Source organism: Streptomyces sp. NPDC021622 (assembly GCF_040640795.1).
Classification (GTDB): Bacteria; Actinomycetota; Actinomycetes; order Streptomycetales; family Streptomycetaceae; genus Streptomyces.
Genome location: NZ_JBFACK010000011.1, coordinates 55,474 through 78,576 on the forward strand (window position 1 = coordinate 55,474; position 23,103 = coordinate 78,576).

General features: G+C 70.6%; 16 protein-coding genes. 9 read left to right on the top strand and 7 right to left on the bottom strand.

Annotated features, from left to right (window positions below; all coding sequences use genetic code 11):
- The first annotated feature begins 19 nt into the window (after window positions 1-19).
- A complete protein-coding gene (locus AB0G47_RS22285; protein WP_360772552.1) occupies window positions 20-2,071 on the top strand; it encodes a beta-galactosidase in 2,052 nt (683 codons plus the stop codon).
- Window positions 2,072-2,112: 41 nt separating this feature from the next.
- Here the strand turns inward: AB0G47_RS22285 and AB0G47_RS22290 are convergent, their stop codons facing one another.
- Together AB0G47_RS22290 and AB0G47_RS22295 are read right to left on the bottom strand one after the other, a co-directional pair.
- Window positions 2,113-3,570 carry an RICIN domain-containing protein gene (locus AB0G47_RS22290; protein ID WP_360773185.1) on the bottom strand — a complete coding sequence of 486 codons (1,458 nt, stop codon included), beginning with the start codon at window positions 3,568-3,570 and terminating at the stop codon, window positions 2,113-2,115.
- 116 nt (window positions 3,571-3,686) lie between these two features.
- The gene (locus AB0G47_RS22295) at window positions 3,687-4,691 is read right to left on the bottom strand and encodes a cellulase family glycosylhydrolase (RefSeq protein ID WP_360772555.1); all 1,005 of its coding nucleotides are present in this window, start codon (window positions 4,689-4,691) and stop codon (window positions 3,687-3,689) included.
- Between the two features lie 655 nt (window positions 4,692-5,346).
- Between AB0G47_RS22295 and AB0G47_RS22300 the strand changes: the two genes are divergently transcribed.
- The 3 genes from AB0G47_RS22300 (at window position 5,347) to AB0G47_RS22310 (ending at window position 8,680) form a co-directional block, all read left to right on the top strand.
- Window positions 5,347-6,099 carry a hypothetical protein gene (locus AB0G47_RS22300; protein WP_360772557.1) on the top strand — a complete coding sequence of 251 codons (753 nt, stop codon included), beginning with the start codon at window positions 5,347-5,349 and terminating at the stop codon, window positions 6,097-6,099.
- A gap of 98 nt (window positions 6,100-6,197) precedes the next feature.
- Window positions 6,198-7,034: a cyclase family protein gene (locus AB0G47_RS22305; RefSeq protein ID WP_360772560.1), complete on the top strand. Its 837-nt coding sequence runs from the start codon at window positions 6,198-6,200 to the stop codon at window positions 7,032-7,034.
- On the top strand, window positions 7,031-8,680 hold the full coding sequence (locus tag AB0G47_RS22310) for a thiamine pyrophosphate-binding protein (protein ID WP_360772563.1): 1,650 nt from the start codon (window positions 7,031-7,033) through the stop codon (window positions 8,678-8,680). Before AB0G47_RS22305 ends, AB0G47_RS22310 begins: the two co-directional genes overlap by 4 nt.
- 18 nt (window positions 8,681-8,698) lie before the next feature.
- Here AB0G47_RS22310 and AB0G47_RS22315 read toward each other — a convergent pair whose 3' ends face one another.
- The 3 genes from AB0G47_RS22315 to AB0G47_RS22325 all read right to left on the bottom strand — a co-directional run bounded on the left by AB0G47_RS22315 (window position 8,699) and on the right by AB0G47_RS22325 (window position 11,988).
- Window positions 8,699-10,972 carry an MMPL family transporter gene (locus AB0G47_RS22315; protein ID WP_360772566.1) on the bottom strand — a complete coding sequence of 758 codons (2,274 nt, stop codon included), beginning with the start codon at window positions 10,970-10,972 and terminating at the stop codon, window positions 8,699-8,701.
- A 151-nt stretch (window positions 10,973-11,123) separates the two neighbouring features.
- Window positions 11,124-11,366 carry a hypothetical protein gene (locus AB0G47_RS22320; protein ID WP_360772569.1) on the bottom strand — a complete coding sequence of 81 codons (243 nt, stop codon included), beginning with the start codon at window positions 11,364-11,366 and terminating at the stop codon, window positions 11,124-11,126.
- Entirely contained in the window at window positions 11,353-11,988 is a 636-nt protein-coding gene (locus AB0G47_RS22325) for a hypothetical protein (RefSeq protein WP_360772572.1), read from the bottom strand. Before AB0G47_RS22325 ends, AB0G47_RS22320 begins: the two co-directional genes overlap by 14 nt.
- Window positions 11,989-12,126: 138 nt before the next feature.
- Here AB0G47_RS22325 and AB0G47_RS22330 point away from each other — a divergent pair, with 138 nt between their 5' ends.
- Window positions 12,127-12,633: an NUDIX hydrolase gene (locus AB0G47_RS22330; protein ID WP_360772575.1), complete on the top strand. Its 507-nt coding sequence runs from the start codon at window positions 12,127-12,129 to the stop codon at window positions 12,631-12,633.
- 2 nt (window positions 12,634-12,635) lie between these two features.
- Here the strand turns inward: AB0G47_RS22330 and AB0G47_RS22335 are convergent, their stop codons facing one another.
- Together AB0G47_RS22335 and AB0G47_RS22340 are read right to left on the bottom strand one after the other, a co-directional pair.
- Window positions 12,636-13,151, bottom strand: coding sequence for a flavin reductase family protein (locus tag AB0G47_RS22335; protein ID WP_360772577.1), 516 nt, complete (start codon window positions 13,149-13,151; stop codon window positions 12,636-12,638).
- Window positions 13,148-14,737 carry a tryptophan halogenase family protein gene (locus tag AB0G47_RS22340; protein ID WP_360772579.1) on the bottom strand — a complete coding sequence of 530 codons (1,590 nt, stop codon included), beginning with the start codon at window positions 14,735-14,737 and terminating at the stop codon, window positions 13,148-13,150. Before AB0G47_RS22340 ends, AB0G47_RS22335 begins: the two co-directional genes overlap by 4 nt.
- A 253-nt stretch (window positions 14,738-14,990) precedes the next feature.
- On the opposite strand from AB0G47_RS22340, the gene AB0G47_RS22345 reads away from it, so the two are divergent.
- The 4 genes from AB0G47_RS22345 (at window position 14,991) to AB0G47_RS22360 (ending at window position 23,008) form a co-directional block, all read left to right on the top strand.
- A complete protein-coding gene (locus tag AB0G47_RS22345; RefSeq protein WP_360772582.1) occupies window positions 14,991-16,451 on the top strand; it encodes an NAD(P)/FAD-dependent oxidoreductase in 1,461 nt (486 codons plus the stop codon).
- Window positions 16,452-19,676, top strand: coding sequence for a ferritin-like domain-containing protein (locus tag AB0G47_RS22350; RefSeq protein WP_360772585.1), 3,225 nt, complete (start codon window positions 16,452-16,454; stop codon window positions 19,674-19,676).
- A 24-nt stretch (window positions 19,677-19,700) separates the two neighbouring features.
- Entirely contained in the window at window positions 19,701-20,957 is a 1,257-nt protein-coding gene (locus AB0G47_RS22355) for a cytochrome P450 (protein ID WP_360772588.1), read from the top strand.
- Window positions 20,958-21,106: 149 nt separating this feature from the next.
- A complete protein-coding gene (locus tag AB0G47_RS22360) occupies window positions 21,107-23,008 on the top strand; it encodes a BTAD domain-containing putative transcriptional regulator (protein ID WP_360772591.1) in 1,902 nt (633 codons plus the stop codon).
- Window positions 23,009-23,103 lie beyond the last annotated feature (95 nt).

A 23,103-nucleotide genomic window follows, 5' to 3' on the forward strand; every position in this document is an offset into this window, starting at 1 on the left:
TTCCTTTGAAAGGATGTGCATGACCGCCCCTCTCACCTCCCGTTTTCCGTACGCGAAGGGCCCGGACGGCAGCCGGCGGATCGGTTACGGCGCCGACTACAACCCCGAGCAGTGGCCGCGGGAGGTGTGGGAGGAGGACATCCGGCTGATGCGCGAAGCCGGAGTGAACGTGGTCTCCCTGGCGATCTTCTCCTGGGCCCGGCTCCAACCCACCGCCGACAGCTGGGACTTCGGCTGGCTCGACGAGGTCATGGACCTGCTGCACGCGGGCGGCATCGGTGTCGACCTGGCCACCGCCACCGCATCCCCGCCGCCGTGGCTGACCACCGCGCACCCGGAGATCCTGCCGGTGACCGCGACCGGCGAGACGGTGTGGCCGGGCGCCCGGCAGCACTGGCGGCCCACCTCGCCGGTCTTCCGCGCCCATGCGCTGGGCCTGGTAAGGGAGTTGGCGACCCGGTACGCCGGCCACCCGGCCCTGATCGCCTGGCATGTCAACAACGAGCTGGGCTGCCACAACGTCTACGACTACTCCGATGACGCGGCCCGCGCCTTCCGCGCCTGGCTGCGTGCCCGCTACACCACCCTCGACGGGCTCAACCACGCCTGGGGCACGGCCTTCTGGTCCCAGCGCTACAGCGACTGGGACCAGATCCTGCCGCCGCGCCTCGCGGCCTCACACCCCAACCCGACCCAGCAGCTCGACTTCAAGCGCTTCTCGTCGGACGCGCTCAAGGAGCACCTGATCGCCGAGCGCGAGGTGCTGCGCGAGATCACCCCGGACGTCCCCGTCACCACCAACTTCATGGTGATGAGCGGCACCAAGGGCATGGACTACGCGGACTGGGCGGCCTCGGGCGCGCTCGACTTCGTCTCCAACGACCACTACGTCGTCCCCGGAGCGCGGGACCGCGACGAACTGTCCTTCTCCGCCAACCTGACCAGCGGCATCGCGGGCCACCGCCCCTGGTTCCTGATGGAGCACTCCACCAGCGCCGTGAACTGGCAGCCCGTCAACCTGCCCAAGAAGGATGGGGAGTTGGCCCGCGACTCGCTGCTGCATGTCGCGCACGGCGCCGACGCCGTCTGCTTCTTCCAGTGGCGTCAGTCGGCGGCGGGTGCCGAGAAGTACCACTCGGCGATGGTGCCGCACGCCGGGGCCGACAGTGAACTCTTCCGTTCCGTCACCGAGTTGGGGCGCACGCTCCAAGCGCTCGCACCGCTCGCCGGCTCCGAGCGTGAACCCGCCCGCGTGGCCATCCTGTTCGACTGGGACTCCTGGTGGGCCGGCGAGCTCGACTCCCATCCCACCTCGCGGCTCGACTACCACCGCGAGGCACTCGACTGGTACTCGGCCCTGCTGCGCCTCGGCATCCGCGCCGATGTCGTACCCGCCCACCGCACGGACCCGTCCTCGTACGACGTCGTGATCGCCCCTGTCCTGCATGTGATCCCGCAGGCGCTCGCCAAGGAGCTCACCCGGTACGTCGAGGGCGGCGGCCACCTCGTCACCACGTACTTCTCCGGTGTCGTCGACGAGAACGACCACATCTGGCTCGGCGGCTACCCCGGCGCCCTGCGGGAGCTGCTCGGCATCCGGATCGAGGAGTTCGGGCCGCTGCTCGACGGCGACTCCGTGGACCTGGACAACGGTGCCACCGGGAGCATGTGGACCGACCGGATCGATGTGACGGGACCGGAGGTCGAGGTGCTCGCCCGCTATCGCACCGGCGCCTACGCCTCCCGCCCTGCGGTCACGCGGCGCCCGACGGGCCGGGGTTCGGCCACGTACGTCTCCACGCGCCTCGGGCCCGAGGGCCTTGCCGGACTGCTGCCCGAGCTGCTCGCTCCGGCGGGGGTGGCCAGTGAACTCCCCGAGCAGGTGCAGGGGTTGGTCGAGCTCGTGGTGCGCCACGATGCGGAGAGTCGGTATCTCTTCCTGGTCAACCGCGGGGACGAGTCCGTCGCACTGCCCGAACCGAGCGGGGACGTGCTCCTCGGGAACACCTCCTCCGGCAGTCTCGTCCTGCCGCCTCGCGAGGTCGCCGTTCTGCGGCAGTCCGCTACGTAAGCGAGTGCCCTACGGCTGAGTGCCGTAGGGCTCCGGAGGATTCAGGCACCCGCGCGCTTCCACCGCTGGTTGTCGGCTTCGCTGTCGCAGGTCCACTGGACCAGCGCGGCTCCGTCGTCGCCTGACCTGTTCTGTACGTCGAGGCACTTGCCGCTGTGCCGCGCGACGAGGCGCACGCCGTCCCCGGTGGTGTCCTCCACCGTCCAGCGCTGGCTGTCGGCCTCGCCGCAGGCGGACTGGACGACGGCCGCTCCGTCGTCGGTGGAGGTGTCACGGACGTCGAGGCACTTCCCGCTGTGCCGGAGCATCGCGCGCACTGTGCCGTCACCCGAGTCCCGCAGCCAGAACTGCTGGTTGAGGCGCCCCTGCGCGCAGGACCACTGGACCGCGGCCGCACCGTCACCCAGGGACTCGTCGGCGATGTCGGCGCACTTCCCGCTGTGCTCCGCGGTGAGCGTCTCCCAGGTGCCGGTGCCGCTCACCTTGCCGGCCTCCGCGTCGACGGAGATCTGCGGGTAGTAGTCCATCGTCATCGTGTCCCCGGTGGGGAAGTCCAGCGGGAGCCACACGTACTGGGAGTCGTTGACGTTCCCGCCCATCGAGTTGCCCCAGCGGTCGCCCATGTAGAGGTACGACGTCCCGGAACTGCCCTGGACCGACAGGACGTACGCGGTCTGCGAGCTGTATGTCTTCCCGTCGCCGATGTCCTTCAGCCCGTTCCAGTCGCCGGTGATGCTGTCGGCGCTGCTGTACTTCTGCTGGTTCGGCGACCAGCCGGTGGCGCCCGATGTGAGGAGGAAGTACCTGCCGTCGCGCTTGAACATGGCCGGCGCCTCGCGCGACTGGCCCTCCCACAGCTTGCGCACCAGGGAGTCCACCTTGGTGTAGTCCGCGGACAGCCGGTAGACGTGCAGATCGGCGTTCTCGTTCGCCGCCGAGATCATGTAGCCGGTGCCGTCGTCGTCGACGAACGTGGTGATGTCCCGCGACATGTGGTCGAGCGGCCGGAAGCTGCCCTGCCAGGCGTAGTCGCCGTCCACGGTGGAGGAGACCGCCACGGCGGCGCGGGCCTCGCCGTAGTCGGAGCCGTTCTCCTTGTGCATCCACATCACGTACTTGCCGGTGGCTTTGTTGTAAATGACCTTGGGGCGCTCGATGTTGGCCCAGTCCAGCTCCGGGTCCGACTTCTCGGTCAGGACGTGGTTGCGGAACTCCCAGGTCTTCAGGTCGGTGGAGCGGTAGGCGGAGACGTACCGGAAGGTGTTGTCCTCGTTCCGGTTCTCACCGAACCAGTAGTAGTACCCGTCCACCTTGATCACGCCGCCGCCGTGGGCGTGCACGACCTCGCCGTTCGGGTCGGTGAACTGGGTGCCGTTGGTGACGGTGACGGCGGCGGAGGCTGCCTGGGCCGAGCCCGGCGGAGAGAGGAAGGAGAGGAGGAGCCCCGCCAGGGCGGCGAACAGCAGGGCGGCGACCACCACGCCTCTCGTCCTCCGTATCCTCCTGGGCTCCGGTGTTCTCCTCTGCAGATTCGCGGACATGGCTTCTCCCTGTCGGTGTGGGGGTGTGAGGGGTGTGGGGGATGGGCGGGGCGCGCCGGCGTGCAGGAGTGTGACTACCCGGCGTCGAGGCCCCAGGCGTGCTTGAGGCGGTCGATCCCGCTGGGGTTGCGGGGGCTGAGGCGCAGGTCCGTGCCGCTGCCTTCCAGGGCGAAGAGGGAGTAGTAGTCGTACGTGGGACGTTCCTGGTGCTTGCCGCCGAGGGCCGGCCAGTAGATCGCGCCCATGCCGAGGGCGCGGACGGTGTCGGTGTCCGCGCGAAGGTACCGGACGAAGTTCTCGCCGCTTTCCGGGTCGTTGTAGTCGAATCCGGTGTCGGGTTCGTCGTCCATGGGCGCCCCGAACTCGTCCAGGACGGTGCGCGAGGCACAGTCGCCGAGTCCGTTCTTGAGGTCGGCGACCCACCCGTCGTAGTCCTTCGGGTCCTTTCCGAAGGCGTAGTGGTGGAGGGAGAGATAGGTCCCGTCGAGCCTGCTGTCGGCGCACACGGACTTGACCTCGTCGTTGTAGCCGGACCCGCTGACGAAGATCCGTTCCTTGGGGATCGCCGGGCGGTCGGCGATCCAAGTGGCCGCGATGTCCGCCCACTCGGTGGCGCTGTATCCGTGGGGCTCGTTCATCGGCTCGAAGTACACGTGGTCGTCGGAGCCGTACCTCTCCGCAACCGTGTTCCACATCGAGTTGAAGGCGGCCAAGTCGATGATCCGGCCGTTCGAGGACGCTCCGTCCTCCCAGTAGGAGAGGACGACCTTGAACCCCTTGGCCGTCGCGGCGTCGATCGCGCCGGTGTAGGCGTCCCACCACGGCGTGCCCACCGACTTGGTGTTGACGGGGAGGCGGACGGTGTTCACGCCGATGCTCTCGAATCCCGTGTAGACGGAGTCGGCCTTCGCCTTCACGGTGTCGTAGCTGTCCGCGACGTCCAGCCCTTCGGGTACGAGGGGGGCGTCGACGAAATTGTCGCCGGGGCGCGCCCAGTTCACGCCCTTGAATTGGCTGGGGTCCAGCTCGCTCGGCTCCGCGGTGGCCGATGAAGCGCCGGACACGAGGGCGATCGGCACGGCTGCCAGTAGGGGCAACAGGCCGGCCAGCGTGCGACGTTGGAGGCGGCGGAGTCGGCGCCTTCGGGCTGATGGCGGCGTGCTGGGCTGCGAGGTGATGTGGGGGGAGATGTGGGGGGACATGATTCCTTCCCTGGTTCGGCAGCCAAGGGATCTGGATGTTCACGTAAACATCCAGCGGGTCGAGTGAAACCTTGGGAGCAGCCCCGGAATCTGTCAAGGACTTGCGCACGGAGTGGGTGCGCGGGATCCCCGGCTTGGATGCAAAGTGGCTGCTGGGGCCGCTCAATCTCGGTCCAGGGGTGGGGATGTGGTCACGCAGCTAACTGACGTGCCGTCATCTTGTGCCTGTGTCAGTGTCGTTGACGAAGCTCCGCGCCGCCCCTACCGTCCATCGACGAAGCCGCACAGAATCAAACAAGTGGCAACGTCATGCCGTGCCGCGCTGGTACCGGATGTCGCGTGCACCCGCCGCACGGGCGTCACCCCGTCCGCTTTCCGTACGCAACAACGCCGGGCTTGACCGCCAGGCAGGGCAGGGCTGCCTCCACGTGGTTGGTGGGGCGGTTGAGACGAGTGGGGCTGCTGCGCGTATGTGACGGCACACGGAAACCCATCCGGCGGTGGCGTACACCGCCGGGGACAGGAGTCGCACGTGTCGCGCAAGAAGACTCTCACCCGTAAGAAGAAGGTCGTCCTCATGGTGGGCGCCGCCGCGCTGGTGGCGGGAACGGCGGTGGTGATGACCGGTACGAGCCAGGCGTCGGGAGCATGTGACGGGCTGGCCACCGCGCTGAGCAACAACGAGAAGTTCATCGCGGGTCAGCGGGCCAACCCCGACGCCCAGTCCGCTGCGCGGATCGCCAATCGGGAAGCGGTGATCGAGGAGATCAGGCGGAAGCAGGCGGCGTCGGGCTGCGACGCGGATGCCGGGGAGGGTGCGGAGGGCGGTGCGGAGGCCGGCGGGGGTGCCGGGGCCGATGAAGGAGCGGGCGCCGGTGAAGGAGCGGGTGCCGATGAAGGAGCAGGCGCCGGCGAGGGCGCGGGTGCCGGTGAGGGCGGCGCCGGTGGGGACGCTGCGCAGCCGCCGGCGGAGGAGCCGGGTGGCGAGGCCACGGCCACGGCCCCGCCCGAGGGCGGGGGAGACGCGGGGGCTGAGGGCGAGGTCGTCTGCGCCGGTTCCACCGTCACGCTGTCCGGCGAGGCCGGCGCGCCGGCCGCGTCCAGCAACGAGTTCCCCGTCGGTACGCAGCTGAAGGTGACGAACCTGGACAACTCCAAGTCCACCACGGTGGAGGTCACTTCGGCGTCGGGCAGCTGTGTGCTGCTCAACAACGCGGCGTTCGAGGAGGTGCGCGAGGCCGGGAAGTTCCTGATCCGCAAGGCGCGGATCGAGCGCGTCGGATAGGCGGATCCGGCAGGTGGGTCCCGGCAGGTGGGTCCGGTGGGTGGATCCGGGGATCCCGGGCGCTTGTGCGGCCCTGCCGGCGGCTTCAGGATGCAGGCATGTCTGAGTCAACGTCAGCATCCGCAGCCGCGCCGGGATCCTCGTCGCCCTCCGTTCTCGCCGCCCTGGTGGCCGGGTTGCGTGGTGGCGCGATCGAAGTCGTCGACCTCACCGCGCCGTTGTCGTCCAGCACGCCGGTCCTTGAACTGCCGCCCGAGTTCGGGCAGACCAAAGTGTTCGAGCTGGAGGAGATCAGCAGGTACGACGACCGGGGGCCCGCCTGGTACTGGAACAACTTCCGCACCGGCGAGCACACCGGCACCCACTTCGACGCGCCCAACCACTGGGTCACCGGCAAGGACCTCGCCGACGTCGCCTCGGTGCCCGCCCACCAACTGGTGGCTCCCGCGGCGGTGCTCGACGTCACCGACGAAGTCGCCAAGGACCCCGACTTCCTCGTCGAGGTGGAGCACATACAGGCGTGGCAGAACCGGCACGGTGCGCTGCCCGACGGCGGGTGGCTCCTGGTGCGGACCGGGTGGAGCAGCAGGTCGTACGCGCAGGAGCCCTTCCTCAACGCGGATGAGAACGGGCCTCATACGCCGGGCCTGTCCGCCGCGTGCGCCCGCTGGGTGGCCGAGCAGTCGCCGGTGGCCGGGCTCGGCGTGGAGACGGTGGGCACCGACGCGGGCCGTGCGCACGCGTTCGAGCCGGCGTTTCCCTGTCACTCGTACCTCATGGGCAGCGGCAAGTACGGCCTGACGCAGCTGCAGAACCTGGCCGAGCTGCCGCCGACCGGGGCCGTCGTCATCGCGGGGCCGCTGCCCATCGTCTCCGGCTCCGGGGCGCCGGCCCGGGTCCTCGCCCTGGTCGAACGAGCGGGGCGGCCGTCGTGAAGGTCGCCGAAGCGGTCGGGCGGGCCCTGGTCGCGGCCGGGGTCGGCCAGGTCTTCGGCGTGGTGGGCTCCGGCAACTTCCACGTCACCAACGCGATGGTGGCGGCGGGCGCGAGGTTCGTCGCGGCGCGCCACGAGGGCGGCGCCGCCACCATGGCCGACGCGTACGCGCGCGTGCGGGGCGCCGTGACCGTGGTCAGCGTGCACCAGGGATGCGGGTTCACCAACGCACTCACCGGGATCGGCGAGGCCGCCAAGAGCCGTACGCCGCTCGTCGTGCTCGCGGCGGAGGCGTCGAACCCGCGCTCCAACTTCCATGTGGATCAAGGGGCGTTGGCGCAGGCGGTCGGTGCGCGCAGTGCCCGTGTGACGTCGGCCGCCGACGCCGTCGGGCAGGCGACCGCCGCCGTGCGCCGTGCCGCCCAGGAGCGGTGCACGGTCGTGCTCAACCTCCCGCTCGACGTACAGGCACTGGACGCCCCGGACGCGGACCGGGCCCTGGCCGCCGTGGTGCCGCCGCCCCCGCGTCCCGCCGTCGTACCCGCCGACGACGACATCGCGGCCCTCGCCGGGATCCTCGCGCACGCCGAGCGCCCGGTCTTCGTCGCCGGACGCGGCGCGCGCGGCCCCGGCTGCCGCCAGGCCCTTGAGGCGCTCGCCGAGCGCTGCGGCGCACTGCTCGCGACGTCGGCGGTGGCCCGCGGCCTGTTCCAGGGCAACCCGTGGTCGCTCGATGTCGCGGGCGGGTTCTCGTCACCGCTCGCCGCCGAGCTGATCCAGGGCGCCGACGTGATCGTGGCCCTGGGCTGTTCGCTCACCATGTGGACGACGCGGCACGGCCGGCTCATCGGCCCGGACACGACCCTGGTCCAGGTCGACGACGACCCCACGGCGCTCGGCGCGCACCGTCCCGTCCAACTCGGGGTCACCGGCGACGTGCTCCTGACGGCGCGGCAGACGCACACCGCGCTGGGGGACGGCGGCGGCCGCGGCTACCGCACCCCCGCCACCGCCGAAGCGCTCGCCGCGCGACTCAACTGGCGCGACGTCCCGTACGACGACACCGGCACCCGGGACCACATCGATCCACGCACGCTCAGCATCGCCCTCGACGACATCCTCCCCGCGCAGCGCGTGATCGGCGTCGACTCGGGCAACTTCATGGGCTACCCGACGATGTACCTGTCCGTCCCCGACGAACAAGGCCTGTGCTTCACGCAGGCCTTCCAGTCCATCGGCCTCGGACTCGCCACCACGATCGGCGCGGCCCTGGCCCGCCCGGACCGTCTCGCGGTGGCCGCGCTCGGCGACGGCGGGGCGCTGATGAGCGCCGTCGAACTCGACACGGTGCGCAGGCTCGGACTGCCGATGGTGGTCGTGGTCTACAACGACGACGCGTACGGAGCGGAGGTGCACCACTTCGGCCCGGACGGATTCCCGCTCGGCACGGTCGAGTTCCCGCCCACCGACATCGCCGCCGTGGCCCGCGGTCACGGCTTCGAGGCGGTGACCGTGCGCACGCCCGCCGACCTGAAGGCCGTACAGGACTGGGTCGTCGGCCCGCGCACCGCACCGCTGCTCGTCGACGCCAAAGTGGTGCGGGAGCACGGGGCATGGTGGCTGGAGGAGGCGTTCCGCGGACACTGAGTGCGCGGCGTGCGGCGCCTAACGCCCGCCGGCCGCCTCCTCTTCCTTCTCCCTTTCCTCCTCCTCGCCCTCGGCGTCGATGTGCGGGAGCACCCGGTCAAGCCACCGCGGGGTCCACCAGGCGGCCTTCCCCAGGAGGGTCATGACGGCGGGCACCAGCAGCAGGCGGACCACGGTGGCGTCGATGAGTACGCTCGCGGCCAGGCCGAGGCCCAGCATCTTCACCACGATGTTGTCGCTGACGATGAACGCGGCGAAGACGCTGACCATGATCAGTGCGGCGCAGGTGATGACCCGTGCGGTGATCTCCAGGGCATGGGCGACGCTCGCCCGGGGATCCCGGGTGCGCAGCCAGGCCTCGCGGACCCGGGAGAGCAGGAAGATCTCGTAGTCCATGCTCAGGCCGAAGACGATCGCGAACATCATCATCGGTACGTAGCTCTCGATCGGGACCTTTCCCGAGACGCCGAGCGCCGGACCGCCCCAGCCCCACTGGAAGACGGCCACCACGACTCCGTAGGAGGCCGCGATCGACAGGACGTTGAGTACGGCGGCCTTGACCGCGACGAGCAGCCCGCGGAACACGGTGAGGATGACGAGGAAGGCCAGGCCCACCACCACGGCGATGATCAGCGGCAGTTTCTTGGAGACGATCTCCAGGAAGTCGCCCTGCGCGGCGGTCGTCCCCGTGACGTACGTCTGCGCGCTGGTCCCCGACACCGCCTGCGGCAGCACGTCGTCGGTGAGCCGGTCGAGCAGGTCCGTGGTCCGCTCGTCCTGCGGGGCGGCGACGGAGTAGGCCGTCGAGATCAGGACGTCGCCGTCCGATGTGGGCTCGAGCGGGGTGATCGCGGCCGCGTCCGGCACATTGGTGAGGGCCTTCTGCGCCTGGGTCTCCAGCGACTGTCTGTCGTTCTGGGGCACGTCGCTCTGGTCGATGACGAGGGTCATCGGGCCGTTCGAACCGGGCCCGAAGGCGTCGGACATCAGGTCGAAGGCGCGCCGGTCGGTGAAGGACTTCGGGTCAGCCCCGTCGCCGATGTGGCCCAGTTGGAGGGAGAAGACCGGGACCGACAGGACGGCGAGCACGACGACGCCGCCGACCAGGAACCACCAGGGCCGCCGCTCCACGCGCTGCGCGTAGCGGTGCCAGCCGCCCTGCGCCGTCGCCCCCGGCTCGGCGTTCGTCTCGGCCACAGGGGTCCGCACGCGCAGCTTGTCGATCCGCTGCCCGATGAGGCCGAGCAGCGCCGGGACCAGCGTCAGCGCGCCCAGGACGGCCGTGACGACGGTGACCGCGGCGGCAAGGCCCAGCTTGCCGATGAACGAGATCCCCGAGACCCACAGGCCGGACAGGGCGATGATCACCGTGCATCCGGAGACCAGTACGGCCCGGCCGCTGGTCGCCACCGCGTGCCCGGCCGCCGTCGAGGGGTCCTGGGTGAGCAGGTTCTGGCGGTGGCGGGTGACCAGGAAGAGCGCGTAGTCGATCCCGACGCCGAGCCCGATCATCGTCGCAAGGGTCGGCGAGACCGTGGCGAAGGTGAACGCGGCCGCGAGCAGCCCCAGGCAGGCCAGGCCGCAGATCACGCTGATCAGCGCGGTCACCAGGGGCAGCAGCGCGGCGAGCACACTGCCGAAACCGACCAGCAGGACCACGATCGCCACACCGAACCCGATGGCTTCGCTCGTCCGGTCGTCCGGCTCAGGCCGGGCCAGCTCGCCCAGCGGGCCGCCGTACTCCACCTCCACGCCGGCGGCACGCAGCGGCTGGACGGCGTTGTCGACGCCGTCCAGATAGTCGTCGCCGAGCGTGGAGGGCTGCACGTCGAAGCGGACGGTGATGTATCCCGTCTTGCCGTCGGAGGACAGCGGCCCCACGTCGGGCGTGCCGGCGGGCTGCTGCTGCGCGGGCAGCGGGCTCTGCGCGGACAGCACATGGGGGAGCTTCTGCAGACTGCTGACGGCCGAGCCGACCTGGCTGCTCAGGTCGCTGAGCGACTTGGCCGCATCGTGCAGCACGACCTGCGCGCTGTAGCCGCCGGCCGCGGGCTCATGCGCCTTGAGTACGTCGAGGCCCTGCTCGGACTGGGTTCCGGGCAGGGAGAAGTCGTCGGAGTACTCACCGCCCAGTTTTCCGTTCAGAACCTGCAGGCCGACCAGAGCGGCCAGCCACACCACGATGACGATCACGCAGTGGCGGGCGCACCACTGCCCGGTTCTGCGGAGCCGGCCCCCGCGGGGCGGCAGGCTCGCAGGTGACCCCCCGGTCGGGCTGTGCGGCACGGACATGCTGGCTCCCGGAGGCGTCGACCACTGCCGATTCAACGCAATGCCGGCGCTCCCGGCACCCAGGGGCGGGGAGAACGGGTGATTCACCTTTCCCGGGGGACCACCACGGCTGGTTTCCTGGGGGGACTACCAAGGCTGGTTTCCCGGGGGACTACCAAGGCTGGGACGGAGAGCCATCGCCCTCAAGCCCCCAGCACAACAGCCGCCGCGCGCCCGCCGCGTCCCCGGCCTTCTCGCGCAGCCCCGCAAGCCAGCCAAGGGCCCGGGTGTTCCCGGCGTCCGCGGCCCGCAGTACAGCCGCGCGCAGGGCGTACGACTGTGCCCCGTCGATGTCCCCGGCGTCCGCGCGTGACTTCGCAAGGCGCGTCAGTGGCCTGACATCACGCAGGGTCATGCTCCGGGGAGGTCTGTTGCTTGCGGTCGCCGAAGCGGCCGGACAGCCACATGATCAGCACGGTGCCCACCGGGATGGCGAGGATGCCGAGCAGCCAGGCCAGGGGGTAGTGCTCGCTGATCCAGCACGCGCCACCGCTCTCGTAGCAATCGGCGTCCCGGTTCCGGCGCTTGGGCTTGATCGCGCCGAATTGGAGGCCGGCGAGGAACGTGCTCGCCGCGTAGGCCGTGACCGTGGTCAGCGCCCATCCGGACGCCCTGGTCAAGCCCGCCCGTCCCTGGGCGGCGCTCTGCTTCGTACGCATCGCCGCCATGGCCATCAGGGCGATCGCGGCGGGCAGCAGCAGGCCGACGGTGACGGAGAAGCCGTAGCCCTCGGCCGGCCAGTGCGGTGCGAGGCCGGCCCACAGGGGAGCGGTCCAGAAGAAGGTGCCGACCGCGGCCGCCATCAGGCCGAGGACGCAAGCCGTGATCTGGGGCCAGGACATGGCGTTCTTGTCCTTGGTCTTTTTGCCCTTCTTCCCGGCCGGCTTCCGCTCCTGTCGCGGCCGCGGAGTGCGCGGCTCCACCGGCAGCGCCGACGGTGTGGCCCTGCGCCGCTTCGGCCTGGTTGAACCCGCCATCCCGAATGTCCCCTGCTCCGTACGTTGTCTGGGTGCCGCGACATTCCACCACGCCGCTGCCGGGCCCGACCGGCGGCCGGCTCCGGGTGCTGCGTACCGTCGTCGTGTCGTCCCCGGTCACGCAGAAAGGCATGGCGCATGAGCAGCAGTACCTCGCCCGCGGAGCGGCCCGAGCGTCCCGAGAGGCCGGAGCGGGCCTTCCCCACGCCGCACGGGCTCGTCGGTGTCGGAGTCGTCGTCCTCGACGCGAGCGGGCGCGTGCTGCTCGGGCTCGGGCACGACGGGCGCTGGGAGCTGCCGGGCGGCAAGGTCGACCCCGGTGAGAGCTTCGAGGGCGCGGCGGTGCGTGAACTGGCCGAGGAGACCGGTCTTTCGGCGGATGCGGAGGATGTCCGGATCGGCGCGTTCTTCGTGGACGGGGAGCGCGGCGTGACCCGGGTGACGGCCGGAGCACTCGTGACGACGGCCTCAGGTGCCCCGGCCAGGGCGCGCGAGCCGGACAAGATCGAGCGGTGGGCCTGGTTCGCGCCCCAGGACGTACCGTCCGAGCTGTTCGCACCGTCGGCCGCCGTACTGCACGGGTGGCGGCCGGAACTGGGCGTGCCGTCCGGTGCGTTCCACCGCTATCCCACTGTTGCCGGGTGACGTCACGGCTCGCCCGGCCAGGCGGCGAACCGGCGCAGCCCGTAAAGCAGCGGCTGGGGCGGTTCGTCGGCGAGTTCGGCGTCCATCACCTCCCCGAAGACGACGGTGTGCGTGGACACGGTGGTGAGTTCGCTGACCCGGCACTCGGCGACGGCGAACGCGTCATGGGCCAGCCAGGGCAGGCCCTCGGTGCCGAGGCGCTTCCAGTGCACCCGGGCGAACCGGTCGTCCACGGGGGAGGAGAAGACCTCCGCCGCCGACCGGGCCCCGGCGTGCAGCAGGTTCAGCGCGAACCAGCCCCGCTCCCGCACCGCCGCCAGGGTGCTGCTGCCCGCGGTGAGGCAGACCAGGACCGTCGGCGGGACCATGGTCACACTGCACAGCGCGGAGCAGGTCGCGCCCCGCGGTTCCCCGAGTTCGTCGATGCCCGTCACCACCGAGACACCGGTCGGGAAGCCGCTCATCAGGGTCCGGTAGCGGTCGGCCTCGACGGGCCCGGTCTGCCTGCGCCCGTTCATGCGCTGTGCAGGCGGCTCAGATAGTCGTGGTGCGACGGCAGCGTCGCGAGCAGTCCGCGCTGCTCCTCCTCGACCCGCGCGAAGAGCGGCCTGGCCCCCTCCAGGGACTCGGTGCGGTGCAGCAGCGCGGGCAGCGGGTGCTCTGGCTGCAGGCCGAGACCGGAGAAGATGCAGTAGTAGCTGCCGTTGGTCCAGAAGTTGCGGAACTCCGCGTCGAAGTTGCCGTAGTACTCGCTCTCGCCGGCCGTCGGTGCGTTGACGGGCAGCCCCGCCCGGTACATGGCGATCTTCTCCTGGATCTGGTCGGAGAGCTTCAACTCCTTGTTGGCCCGCCAGAATTCGGTGTCGTTGCGGGGCGCCAGCGCGAAGTGCGCCTGCAGGAAGTCCCTGGAGTCGTCGAACATCGCCTCGATCTCGGCGTTGAAGCGGTCGCTGAGCACCGGCTCGAACCGCTTGTCGGGGAAGTGCTTCGCGAGCTGGTAGATGGCGGCGGTGATGAAGTAGATGCCCGTCGATTCGAGTGGTTCGAGGAAGCACGAAGACAGGCCGATGCTCACGCAGTTCTTCACCCAGGCACGGCGGTTGCGTCCGACCCGGAACCGGACGTGGTTCAGCGGCGCCTGCTCGGGGTCCAGGTCCCACAGCCGGCAGAAGTCCTCGGTGGCCTCGTCCTGGCCGGTGAACTCGCGGGAGTAGACGTATCCGGTGCCGAACCGCCCGAGCAGCGGAATGCGCCAGGTCCAGCCCGACTTCATGGCGATCGCCGAGGTGTAGGGCTCGACGCCGTGCGCCGCGTCGTCGTGCGGCACGGCGGAGGCGACCGCGCTGTTGCACAGCAGGTGGTCGCTCATGTCGACGAAGGGCTCCGCCATCGCCTGGTTGATGAGCAGGCCCCGGAAGCCGGAGCAGTCGACGAACAGGTCCCCGTCGAGGACCGTGCCGCTCTTGGTGCCGAGCCCGGTGATGAACCCCCGCTCGTCCCGGTGCACTTCGGTCATCTCGTCCTGTACGTGCAGCACCCCCTGCTTGTCGGTCGCGTACCGGCGCAGGAAGTCCGCCACGAGATGCGCGTCGAAGTGCCAGGCGTAGCGGGTGACCCGTTCGCCGTCGAAGCGGCGTGGCGCCGTCTTCGCGTCCATCAGCGGCGGTTCGCGGAAGCAGGAGTAGTCGTACGGCAGATCCGTCGCACCCCGCTGCCGCTCATGGACCCAGTAGTGCGACAGCGGAAGGCCGTCGTGCTCGGGCAGGATGCCGAACGGGTGGTAGAAGTGGTCGGGCCGCCCGTCGAGCGTGCGCCCCTGGGGCTGGCCTTCGCCCTCGGTGCGCCAGTTGATGAACTTGACCGCCATCTTGAAGGACGCGTTGCACTCGGGCATCCACTCCTCCTCCGTCAGGCCGAGATGGTCGAACAGGACCCTCTGGAGGTTGGGCACGGTCGCCTCGCCGACACCGATGCGTGGTATGCCGGGAGCTTCGAGCACGGTGATGGCGGCGGTGTTCCTGAGTGACTTCGCCAGATAGGCGGCGGTCATCCAGCCGGCCGTGCCGCCGCCGAGAATGACGATCTTCTTGATCCTTCGGTCCACTGCGGACTCCCCCTTAGATCGTTCGCCTGCAGATCGTTCGCATTTCGCTCATGGCGCGGAGCGGCTCGATGCTAGGCACCGGGCGTGCGGGGGTGACGCGGACAACGGCGCGGTCCGGCAGAACCCATGCGGCCGCGCGGGATGCCGCCACGCACGGTCACGGGCCGGGGTAGTACGAGCCGGACGATTCACGGGTACGGGCCGCGCGGTGGGGGATGTGGCGGCCGCGCGCCAAGCAGCAGACTCGGCTCCCGTGTTGATATCGAGCGAAAGGCGGACCGGCGGCGCAGTGGTACTCGGCGCCGGGGTCTCGGGCCTGGTGGCGGCCCACGAGCTGGAGCGACTCGGCCACCGCGTGGCCGTGCTCGAGGGCAGCGAACGGATCGGCGGCCGCATCCACACCCACCGTTTCGGCGACGCGGACGACGCGGCGTACGCGGAGCTCGGCGCCATGCGGATCCCTCAGACCCACACCTTCACCATGCGGTACGTGGCGAAACTGGGCCTGGAGTCCGCGCTGCGCCCCTTCTCGACGATCCTGAGCGACGAGAACAACTACCTGCCCACCGGGCGGGGGTTCGTCAGAGTCCGGGAAGCGGCCGGGCCCGTCGTGGAGGACCTGCGCAGGGACCTGCCCGTCGAACGCCACCGCCCCGCGACCGTCGTCTTCGGCGCGTGGCTCGCGGCCACCGTGCGGGTGCTGGGCCCAGGAGAGCTGAGGGACGGACTCGTCGGGGACCTCGCGGGACTGCTCGACCTCGCCGACGGGGTCGACCTCGCGCCGTATCTGCGGGGCCCCGCCGATGACCGGATCGACCTCGGCCAGGTCTTCCGTGACCACCCCGGGCTGCGGGCGGGCTGCGGGCGACGCCTTGAGGGCTTCCTCGACGACATCCTCGTGGAGACGGGTCCCGGGCTCTGGTACCTCAGCGGCGGCATGGCCCAGCTCACCGACCGGCTCGCCGCGTCGCTGCGCGGACCGGTCCTGCGGCGCCAGGAGGTGCTGGGACTCGGCGTCCGGCCGGGCGGCGTCGACATCCGGGTGCACACCCGGCGCGGCACGCGGACCCTGGCGTACCCGCTGGCCCTGTGCACCCTGCCGTTCTCCGTGCTGCGCGGCCTCGACCTCGACGGGTTCGACGAGGACAAGCGCGACATCATCCGCTCCGTCGAGTACGGGGCGGCGACCAAGGTGGTGCTGCACTGCCGGGAGGCGTTCTGGGAACGCGACGGCATTCTCGGCGGCGCCTCCGCCACCGGCGGACGGACCCGGCAGACCTACTATCCGCCACGCGACGCGGGACCGGGGCGCGGCGCCGTACTCCTGGGCAGCTACGCGATCGCCGAGGACGCCGACCTGCTCGGCCACCTGCCGAAGGAACGGCGCGTCGAGGCCGTCATCGAGGAACTCGCCCCGCTGCACCCCGAGTTGAAGGAACCGGGCATGGTGCTCGACTCCGTGAGCGTCGCCTGGGGGCACAACCCCTGGAGCCAGGGGTGCACCTCGCGCCGCTGGGGCAAGGACGCGGCCGCGCGGACCGTCGAGCGCCGCCGCGCGGCCCGCCCGCAGGGCCGGCTCTTCTTCGCCGGTGAGCACTGCTCGTCCTGCCCCGCGTGGATCAACGGAGCGATCGAGTCGGCGCTCGGGGCGGTCACGGCCATGGACGCCTTCGTCCAGAGGCCACCCCAACGGCACGACGATGCGGAGGTTTGAGTGAGCGTCTTCGACGTCCCCCGGCTGCACTTCGCCGGCACCGCGGTCACCCGGCTGCCCACCGGGCCGCGCAGCGGCCTGTACGACCTGGCCCGCAACCAGGCCATGACCGAGGACGGGCCGTACCCCGTGGACGGCCCGGTGCGGGAGTACCACGATCACCTCGAACGGATCGGCGCCAAGGGCCACAACTTCGGTGGCAACGGGCACTTCTGGGTGGACGCCACCGTCCGCGGCTGGGAGCGGGCCCCCGGCGAGATCGACACCACCGACGCGGTGGTCGGCCGGCACGTCGACATGTGGGGCCACTACAACGACTACCTGGCGACGACGTTCAACCGGGCCCGCGTCCTCGACGTCGACCCGGCGTCGAACTGGACCACCACCCTGATGATCGGCCAGTTCTGCTTCGGCAGGCTCGGCCGCTCCCACGACGTCGGCTACATGGCGGTCGGTGACGTGCGCGGAATGCAGCCGCCGCACCGGCAGAACCCCCGGTACGTGTGCGGCCCCGAAGGGCAGCCGCCGGACGTACGGTTCAGCCGCTCGGTGGTGCACCAGTTCGCCGTGGACCGCGAAGAGGGCCTGGAGTGGCTCGACGAGGCGGAGGCGTCCGAGGCGGCACGGCTGCTGCGGGACCGCACCACGGGAGGCGGCGCGGACGGACTCCTCGTGCGGTTCGCGCTGAGCAACATGGCGACGCCGACAGTCGAAGACGCCCCGGACTTCTGGCAGTTGAGGGGCACGATCGCGCCCTGGCACCGGGACGAGCCGCGCAACTGCCCGGTGGGGCGGCTGCTCAGCGCCCGCCGCACCTCCGGTCCGCTGCACAGCGCGGCGGTCGAGGTGACCGACGGCCACGCCACGCTTGACCTGATCACCGCAGTGCCCGTCGAGTCCCGCAGCCCCGAGCCCGGCCCCGGCCCCATCCACCGGCTCGGCCCCCGACTGGACGCCGGCGACCTGGAGTTGCGCACCAGGGACTCGGGCCGCCTCGTCGCCCGCGTCCCGAGGGCGGCGTATCTGGGGGACACCGATGTGTCCGGCGGGCTCGTCACCGTACCCGTGGAGCGGGGACGCACCGACGAGCCCCTGGTCCTGACCGGACTGCGGGACGGCGGGCCGCCCGTGGTGCTGCTCACGGAGGAGGAGACGACGGTCGCCGTCGACGACGCGAGCCTCTTCCTGGAGCACCCCGACCGCCGCACCGGCGAGAGCCACGCCGCCGAGGTGGAGATCCGTACGTACCGGCTCGGGCGTCCCGCGGCCGTGCCCGACCTGAGAGTCGAGCAGTACGTCAACCCGAGGGCGCTGCCCGCCGATCCGCGCGCCACCGCGCCCGGGGCCAGGAGCACCGACATCCGGACGCTCGACCTGCGGCCCGGCGGCCTCGATGCCACGGGCCCGTACGCCGCGAGCTGCGTCGTCGCCACCGACCCGGACGGCCGCGGCCGGCTCACCCTGCGGTCGGCGGCTCCCGGCGCGGCCCGGCTGCTCTTCCTGCCCGCCGCCGAACCGCCGCCCTGCGACCCGGCCGAACCGGGCTCCGCGGCGCGCGGCTACGACAACGACGACCTGCTCGGCTACTGGCCGGCGATGGGCGCCATGGCGGTCCGTACGCTGCCCGACACCTGGCATCTCGACGACATCCCGCAGGGCGACATCACGCCCGAGCTGCTCTACCGCGAGGTGTTCGCCCCGTACGAACTGCTCTACTCCTTCATGAAGGACGAGATCTTCAGCCTGCGGGACGCCTGCAAGGTGGCCACCTATCCGCGCCTGATGTGGCTGATGTGCGACCCGCGCAACAAGGACAAGACCTTCTACATGCCGCCCACCCGCGACATGACGGGGCCGCAGACCCGGCTGCTCCTGAAGTATCTGCGGGCCGACGAGAGCGGCCGCGCGGCTCCGCCCGCCTTCGTGCCCGCACGAGCCCGCGAGGGCGCCATCACGACGCGGCAGCAGCTCTACGACGGTCTTCGCGAGGCGGCGACCATCGAACTGGCCGTCATGATGCAGTACTTGTACGCCGCCTGGTCCATCCCGCTGTACGAGGCGGGCCGGGAGTACGTACGGCGCGGCGAGTGGAGCGAGGAGCAGTTCCGGCTCGCCTGCGGGGACGGCGGCGAGACGCTCAGCAACGGAATGCGCGGCAGCCTGCTGCACGTGGCCCGTGAAGAGATGATCCACTTCCTGGTCATCAACAACATCATCACCGCCATGGGGCAGCCCTTCCACCTCCCCGCCATCGACTTCGCCACCGTCAACAGCGGTCTTCGGCTGCCGCTCGGGCTCTGTCTGGAGGGCTTCGGACTGAGCAGCCTGCAACGGTTCATCGAGCTGGAGCAGCCGCACTCGCTGCGGCGCGGCCTCGCCGACGACCCGGCGGCCGCGAACACCTCCGCAGGGGGCGGGCTCTATCCGTACGACTCGCTGAGCGACCTCTACGAAGCCATCAAGGAAGGCATCCGGCGGGTGCCCGACCTCTTCCTCGTCGACCCCGGACGGGGCGGCGGCGAACACCATCTGTTCATGCGGGAGTCGGTCAACGCGGTCCACCCCGACTACCAGTTGGAGGTCGACGACGTACGCAGCGCGCTCTTCGCCATCGACTTCGTCACCGAACACGGCGAGGGCGGAGTGATCGACACGACCAAGCCGGACGGAGAGGCGCACTTCGACACGTTCCTGAGGATGTCCGATCTGCTGATGGCCGGGCATCTGAAGGACCCCGGCGACCGGCGCGCGCCCTGGACGCCCGCCTACCCGGTCCTGCGCAACCCGACGCTGCACGCAGGGAGCGGCGCCGCCGACCAGGTGACCGAGCCCGCGGCCCGGTCGGCGATGGTGCTCTTCAACCGCTCGTACTTCCTGATGCAGCAGCTGATGATCCAGCACTTCGGCTCCGCGGCCGACGCGAGCCTGCGGCGCTCGAAGCTGATGAACGCCGCCATCGACGTGATGACGGGCATGATGCGGCCGCTGGCCGAGCTGATCGTCACCCTGCCGTCCGGGCGGCCGGGCAGGACCGCGGGGCCCTCCTTCGAACTGGAGGAGCAGCCCGGTTTCCTGGCCCGCCCGGACGTCGCGCGGCGGTCCATAGCACTGCGCTTCGCGCATCTGGCCCGATCGGCCGAAGAACAGCCGGGGCTGCCGTCGCGAGTGGCCGAACTGATGCGGTACTACGCGGACTTCTTCAGGGAGTTCGATACGCGCGAGTAATCCGAACAGGGGAACGGAAATCCGATGCAAGGGACATTTCTCGAACGGCTCAGGAAGAACATCGAGGAACCGTACGCCCTCTACCGGGAATTCAGGGAGAACGACCCCGTGCACTTGCTGCCGGGGCGTGCGGAGGCCCCGGAACAGCAGTGGTTCGTGTTCCGCCACGACGATGTGGGCCAGGTGTTGACGGGCCGTCATTTCGGTCGCAGGGCCGCCGTCGGATACCGCGGATCAGGGCCGCCGCCCGCACTCATCCCGCCGGGATTTCCGCGGCTTGCCAGGAGCGTCGAGAACTGGCTCGTTTTCATGGATCCGCCGGCGCACGGGAGGCTGCGTTCGCTGATCGCCGACCGGTTCGCGGACCGGCTGCGCAGCGGTGAACTGAACGAGGCGGTGGACAGGATCACCGCGGATCTCGCCCGGGGCCTCGCCGGGCGGTCCACGGTCGAACTGGTCGACGACTACGCGGCCCCGCTGCCGTTGCTCGTGGTGCTCGAAGCGCTCGGCGTCGACCCCGGGGACCGGGAGGCGCTGCGCGGGCACGCGCTCGCGCTGCGCGAGGGAAGCAGCTTCCGCCCCGGCGACCGGGCGGCCCGGCTCGCGCGGGCGGAGGAGGCGGCGGGCCGGCTCGACGACTACTTCCGGGCAGCGGTGCACGAGCGGCGCCGCACGCCCCGTACGGATCTGATCGGGGAGTTGGTCGCCGCGGACGACGGGAGCGGCCCGCTGACGGACGACGCGCTGGTGGGGACCTGTGTGCACCTGCTGACCTCAGGGCACGAGGCCACGTCCAACGTGGTGTCCAAGGCGGCGCTCGCACTGCTCGGCGCCCCCGCGGCGCTCGCCGAGCTGCGGGCGCGGCCCGAGGCGCTGAGCGGGGCCGTGGACGAACTGATCCGCTACGACGCGCCGGTGCAGATGGTGACCCGGTGGGCCTACCAGGACGCGCGGGTCGGCGGGCGCGCGGTGCGCCGCGGCGACAAGCTCACGCTGGTCCTCGGTTCCGCGAACCGGGACCCCGACCGCTACCCCGATCCCGACGAGCTGAGGATCGGCCGTGACGTGGGCCGGCACTTCGGCTTCGGCATGGGGATCCACCATTGTCTGGGATACGGGCTTGCCCGCATGGAGACCACCAAAGCCCTTCAGTCCATCCTTGAATTACTTTCTGAGGTGGACACGACCGACGTGCGGGTCCGGTACGCGGACGACATCGTCTTTCACGGTCCCGAAAGGATTGAGCTGAAGGTTCGTCAGACGGCCGGACCCGAACGCTGAACAAAAGGCAACGGACCCCTGTGTAGGGTCTAATTCAGCCAAAATAAACTGTTCCTCTATTGATCAAGTAGATCGCGGTATGCTGCGATTTGCCATCCCAATCGGCATACGCTCCGATACGTGAAGAGCAAGATTTGGGGGAAGTCCGTATGAGGTTTCAGGTCCTGGGGAACTTCGAGGTCCTCGCCGGCGATCAGGTACGAACGCCGAGTGCGCCAAAGCTGAGAAAGACCCTGGCCCTCCTGATACTGAGGCACAACCAAGTGGTGTCGACCAAGGAACTGATAGACGAGTTGTGGGGAATGCGACCGCCCAGTAAGGCGGTGCGGGCCGTGCACACGTACATATACGAACTGCGCCGGGCCCTGGAGGAGCCCGAGCTCGGCCCCACCCCCTGCCGCCTGCTGACCCGGCCCAACGGCTACCTCGTCCAACTGCCGGACAACGCGGTCGACCTGAACGCCTTCCGCGCCCTGGTGAAGGACGGCAGCGAGGCGCTCTCCGCGGGGAACCCGGCCCGCGCGGGACGGATGCTCGCCCGCTCGCTCTCGCTGTGGCGGGGCAGCGCACTGGCCAATGTGGACTGCGGCGAACTCCTCGAACCGCACGCCGCCGAGCTGGAGGAGAGCCGGATGCGCGCCCTGGAGCTGCGCATAGAAGCCGACTTCCAGCTCGGCAGGCACCAGCAACTGACCGCCGAACTCAAGGCGTTGGCCGCCGCCATGCCGCTGCACGAGGGGGTGTACGCGAAGCTGATCCTGGCCCTGTACCGGTCCAACCGGCGCGGCGAGGCGCTGAAGGTGTTCCAGGACCTGCGCCGCCATCTGATCAAGGAACTCGGACTCGAGCCCGGTCCCGAACTCCAGCGGCTGCAGCAGGCCGTGCTCGCCGCCGACTCCACCCTCGACCCGCCGTCGACGCCCGAGGCGCGGACCTCGGCCCCCGCCCGCTGGGTCGCCGTCGGACCGCCGGCCCAACTGCCCCGCGACAGCGTCGACTTCATCGGCCGCGAGGCGGTCGTCGGGGAGCTGACCGGGACGCTGCGGCGCGGCGGTGCGAGCGACACCGCGATGCCTCTGGTCTCCCTCATCGGCATGCCGGGCGTGGGCAAGACGGCCACCGCGGTCCACCTCGCCCACACGGTCCGCCGGGAGTACCCCGACGGCCAGCTCTTCCTCTCGCTGCGCGGCACGCGGGCGGTCCCGCTGAGCGCGATGGACGGCACGGAACAGATCCTGCGGGGGATCGGGGTGCCGTCCGAGGAGCTGCCGACCACGCTCGCCGGGCGGATCGCGATGTTCCGCACCTGGTCGTCCGGCCGCCGGGTGCTCCTCGTGCTCGACGACGCCGACTCGATGGCCCAGGTCGACCCGCTGCTGCCGGGCGGCACGGGCTGCGCGGTGCTCATCACCGGACGTACGCGGCTCTACGGCCTTCCCGGCGCCCGCAGCGTGCGCCTCGGCCCGCTCGCCGTGCGGGACGGCGTCGACCTGCTCGCCCGGCACGTGGGCAGAGAGCGGATCGCCGCCGAACCGGACGCCGCGCAGGGCCTGGTCCGGTTCGTGGAGGGGCTGCCGCTTGCCGTCAACTTCCTCGGCGAGCGGCTCGCCGCGCTGCCCGACGCCAAGGTCTCCGCCGTGCTAGAGGGGATCGAGTCGGCCAAGGGGGTGTGCGGGCTCTCCGAGCTGGCCGCCGTGGGCCTCGATCTGTACGGCCGATTCGAGGCGAGCTTCAGCAGACTCGACGAGGAGACCCGGAAGATGGCGCTGCGCCTCGCGCTGATGCCGCGCCGCCGGTTCGACGTGGCCCAGGCGGCGCGGACCCTCGGCGTCGACAGCGCCGTCGTCGAGCTGCTCCTGATGCGCCTCTCCGACGCCTCGCTCCTTGAGGCCGCCGGGCCCGACGGGGCGTCACCAGATCAACGGACGTACTGGTTCCCGGAGTTGGTGAGGGAGTACGCCACCGAACGGGGCTCTGACCGAGCGCTCGCCGCACTGCCACGGGTCGGTTCCGGGCGCGAGGACCGGTTCCGGGAGGAGTCCAGGCGCTGAGCCGCGCCGGACCGTGCGGCGGGGCGCCGGATCCCGCGGCAGCACGGTGGGTGGGGCGCGGTGAGCGGCGCATCACCGTCGCCTGAGCACTCCTT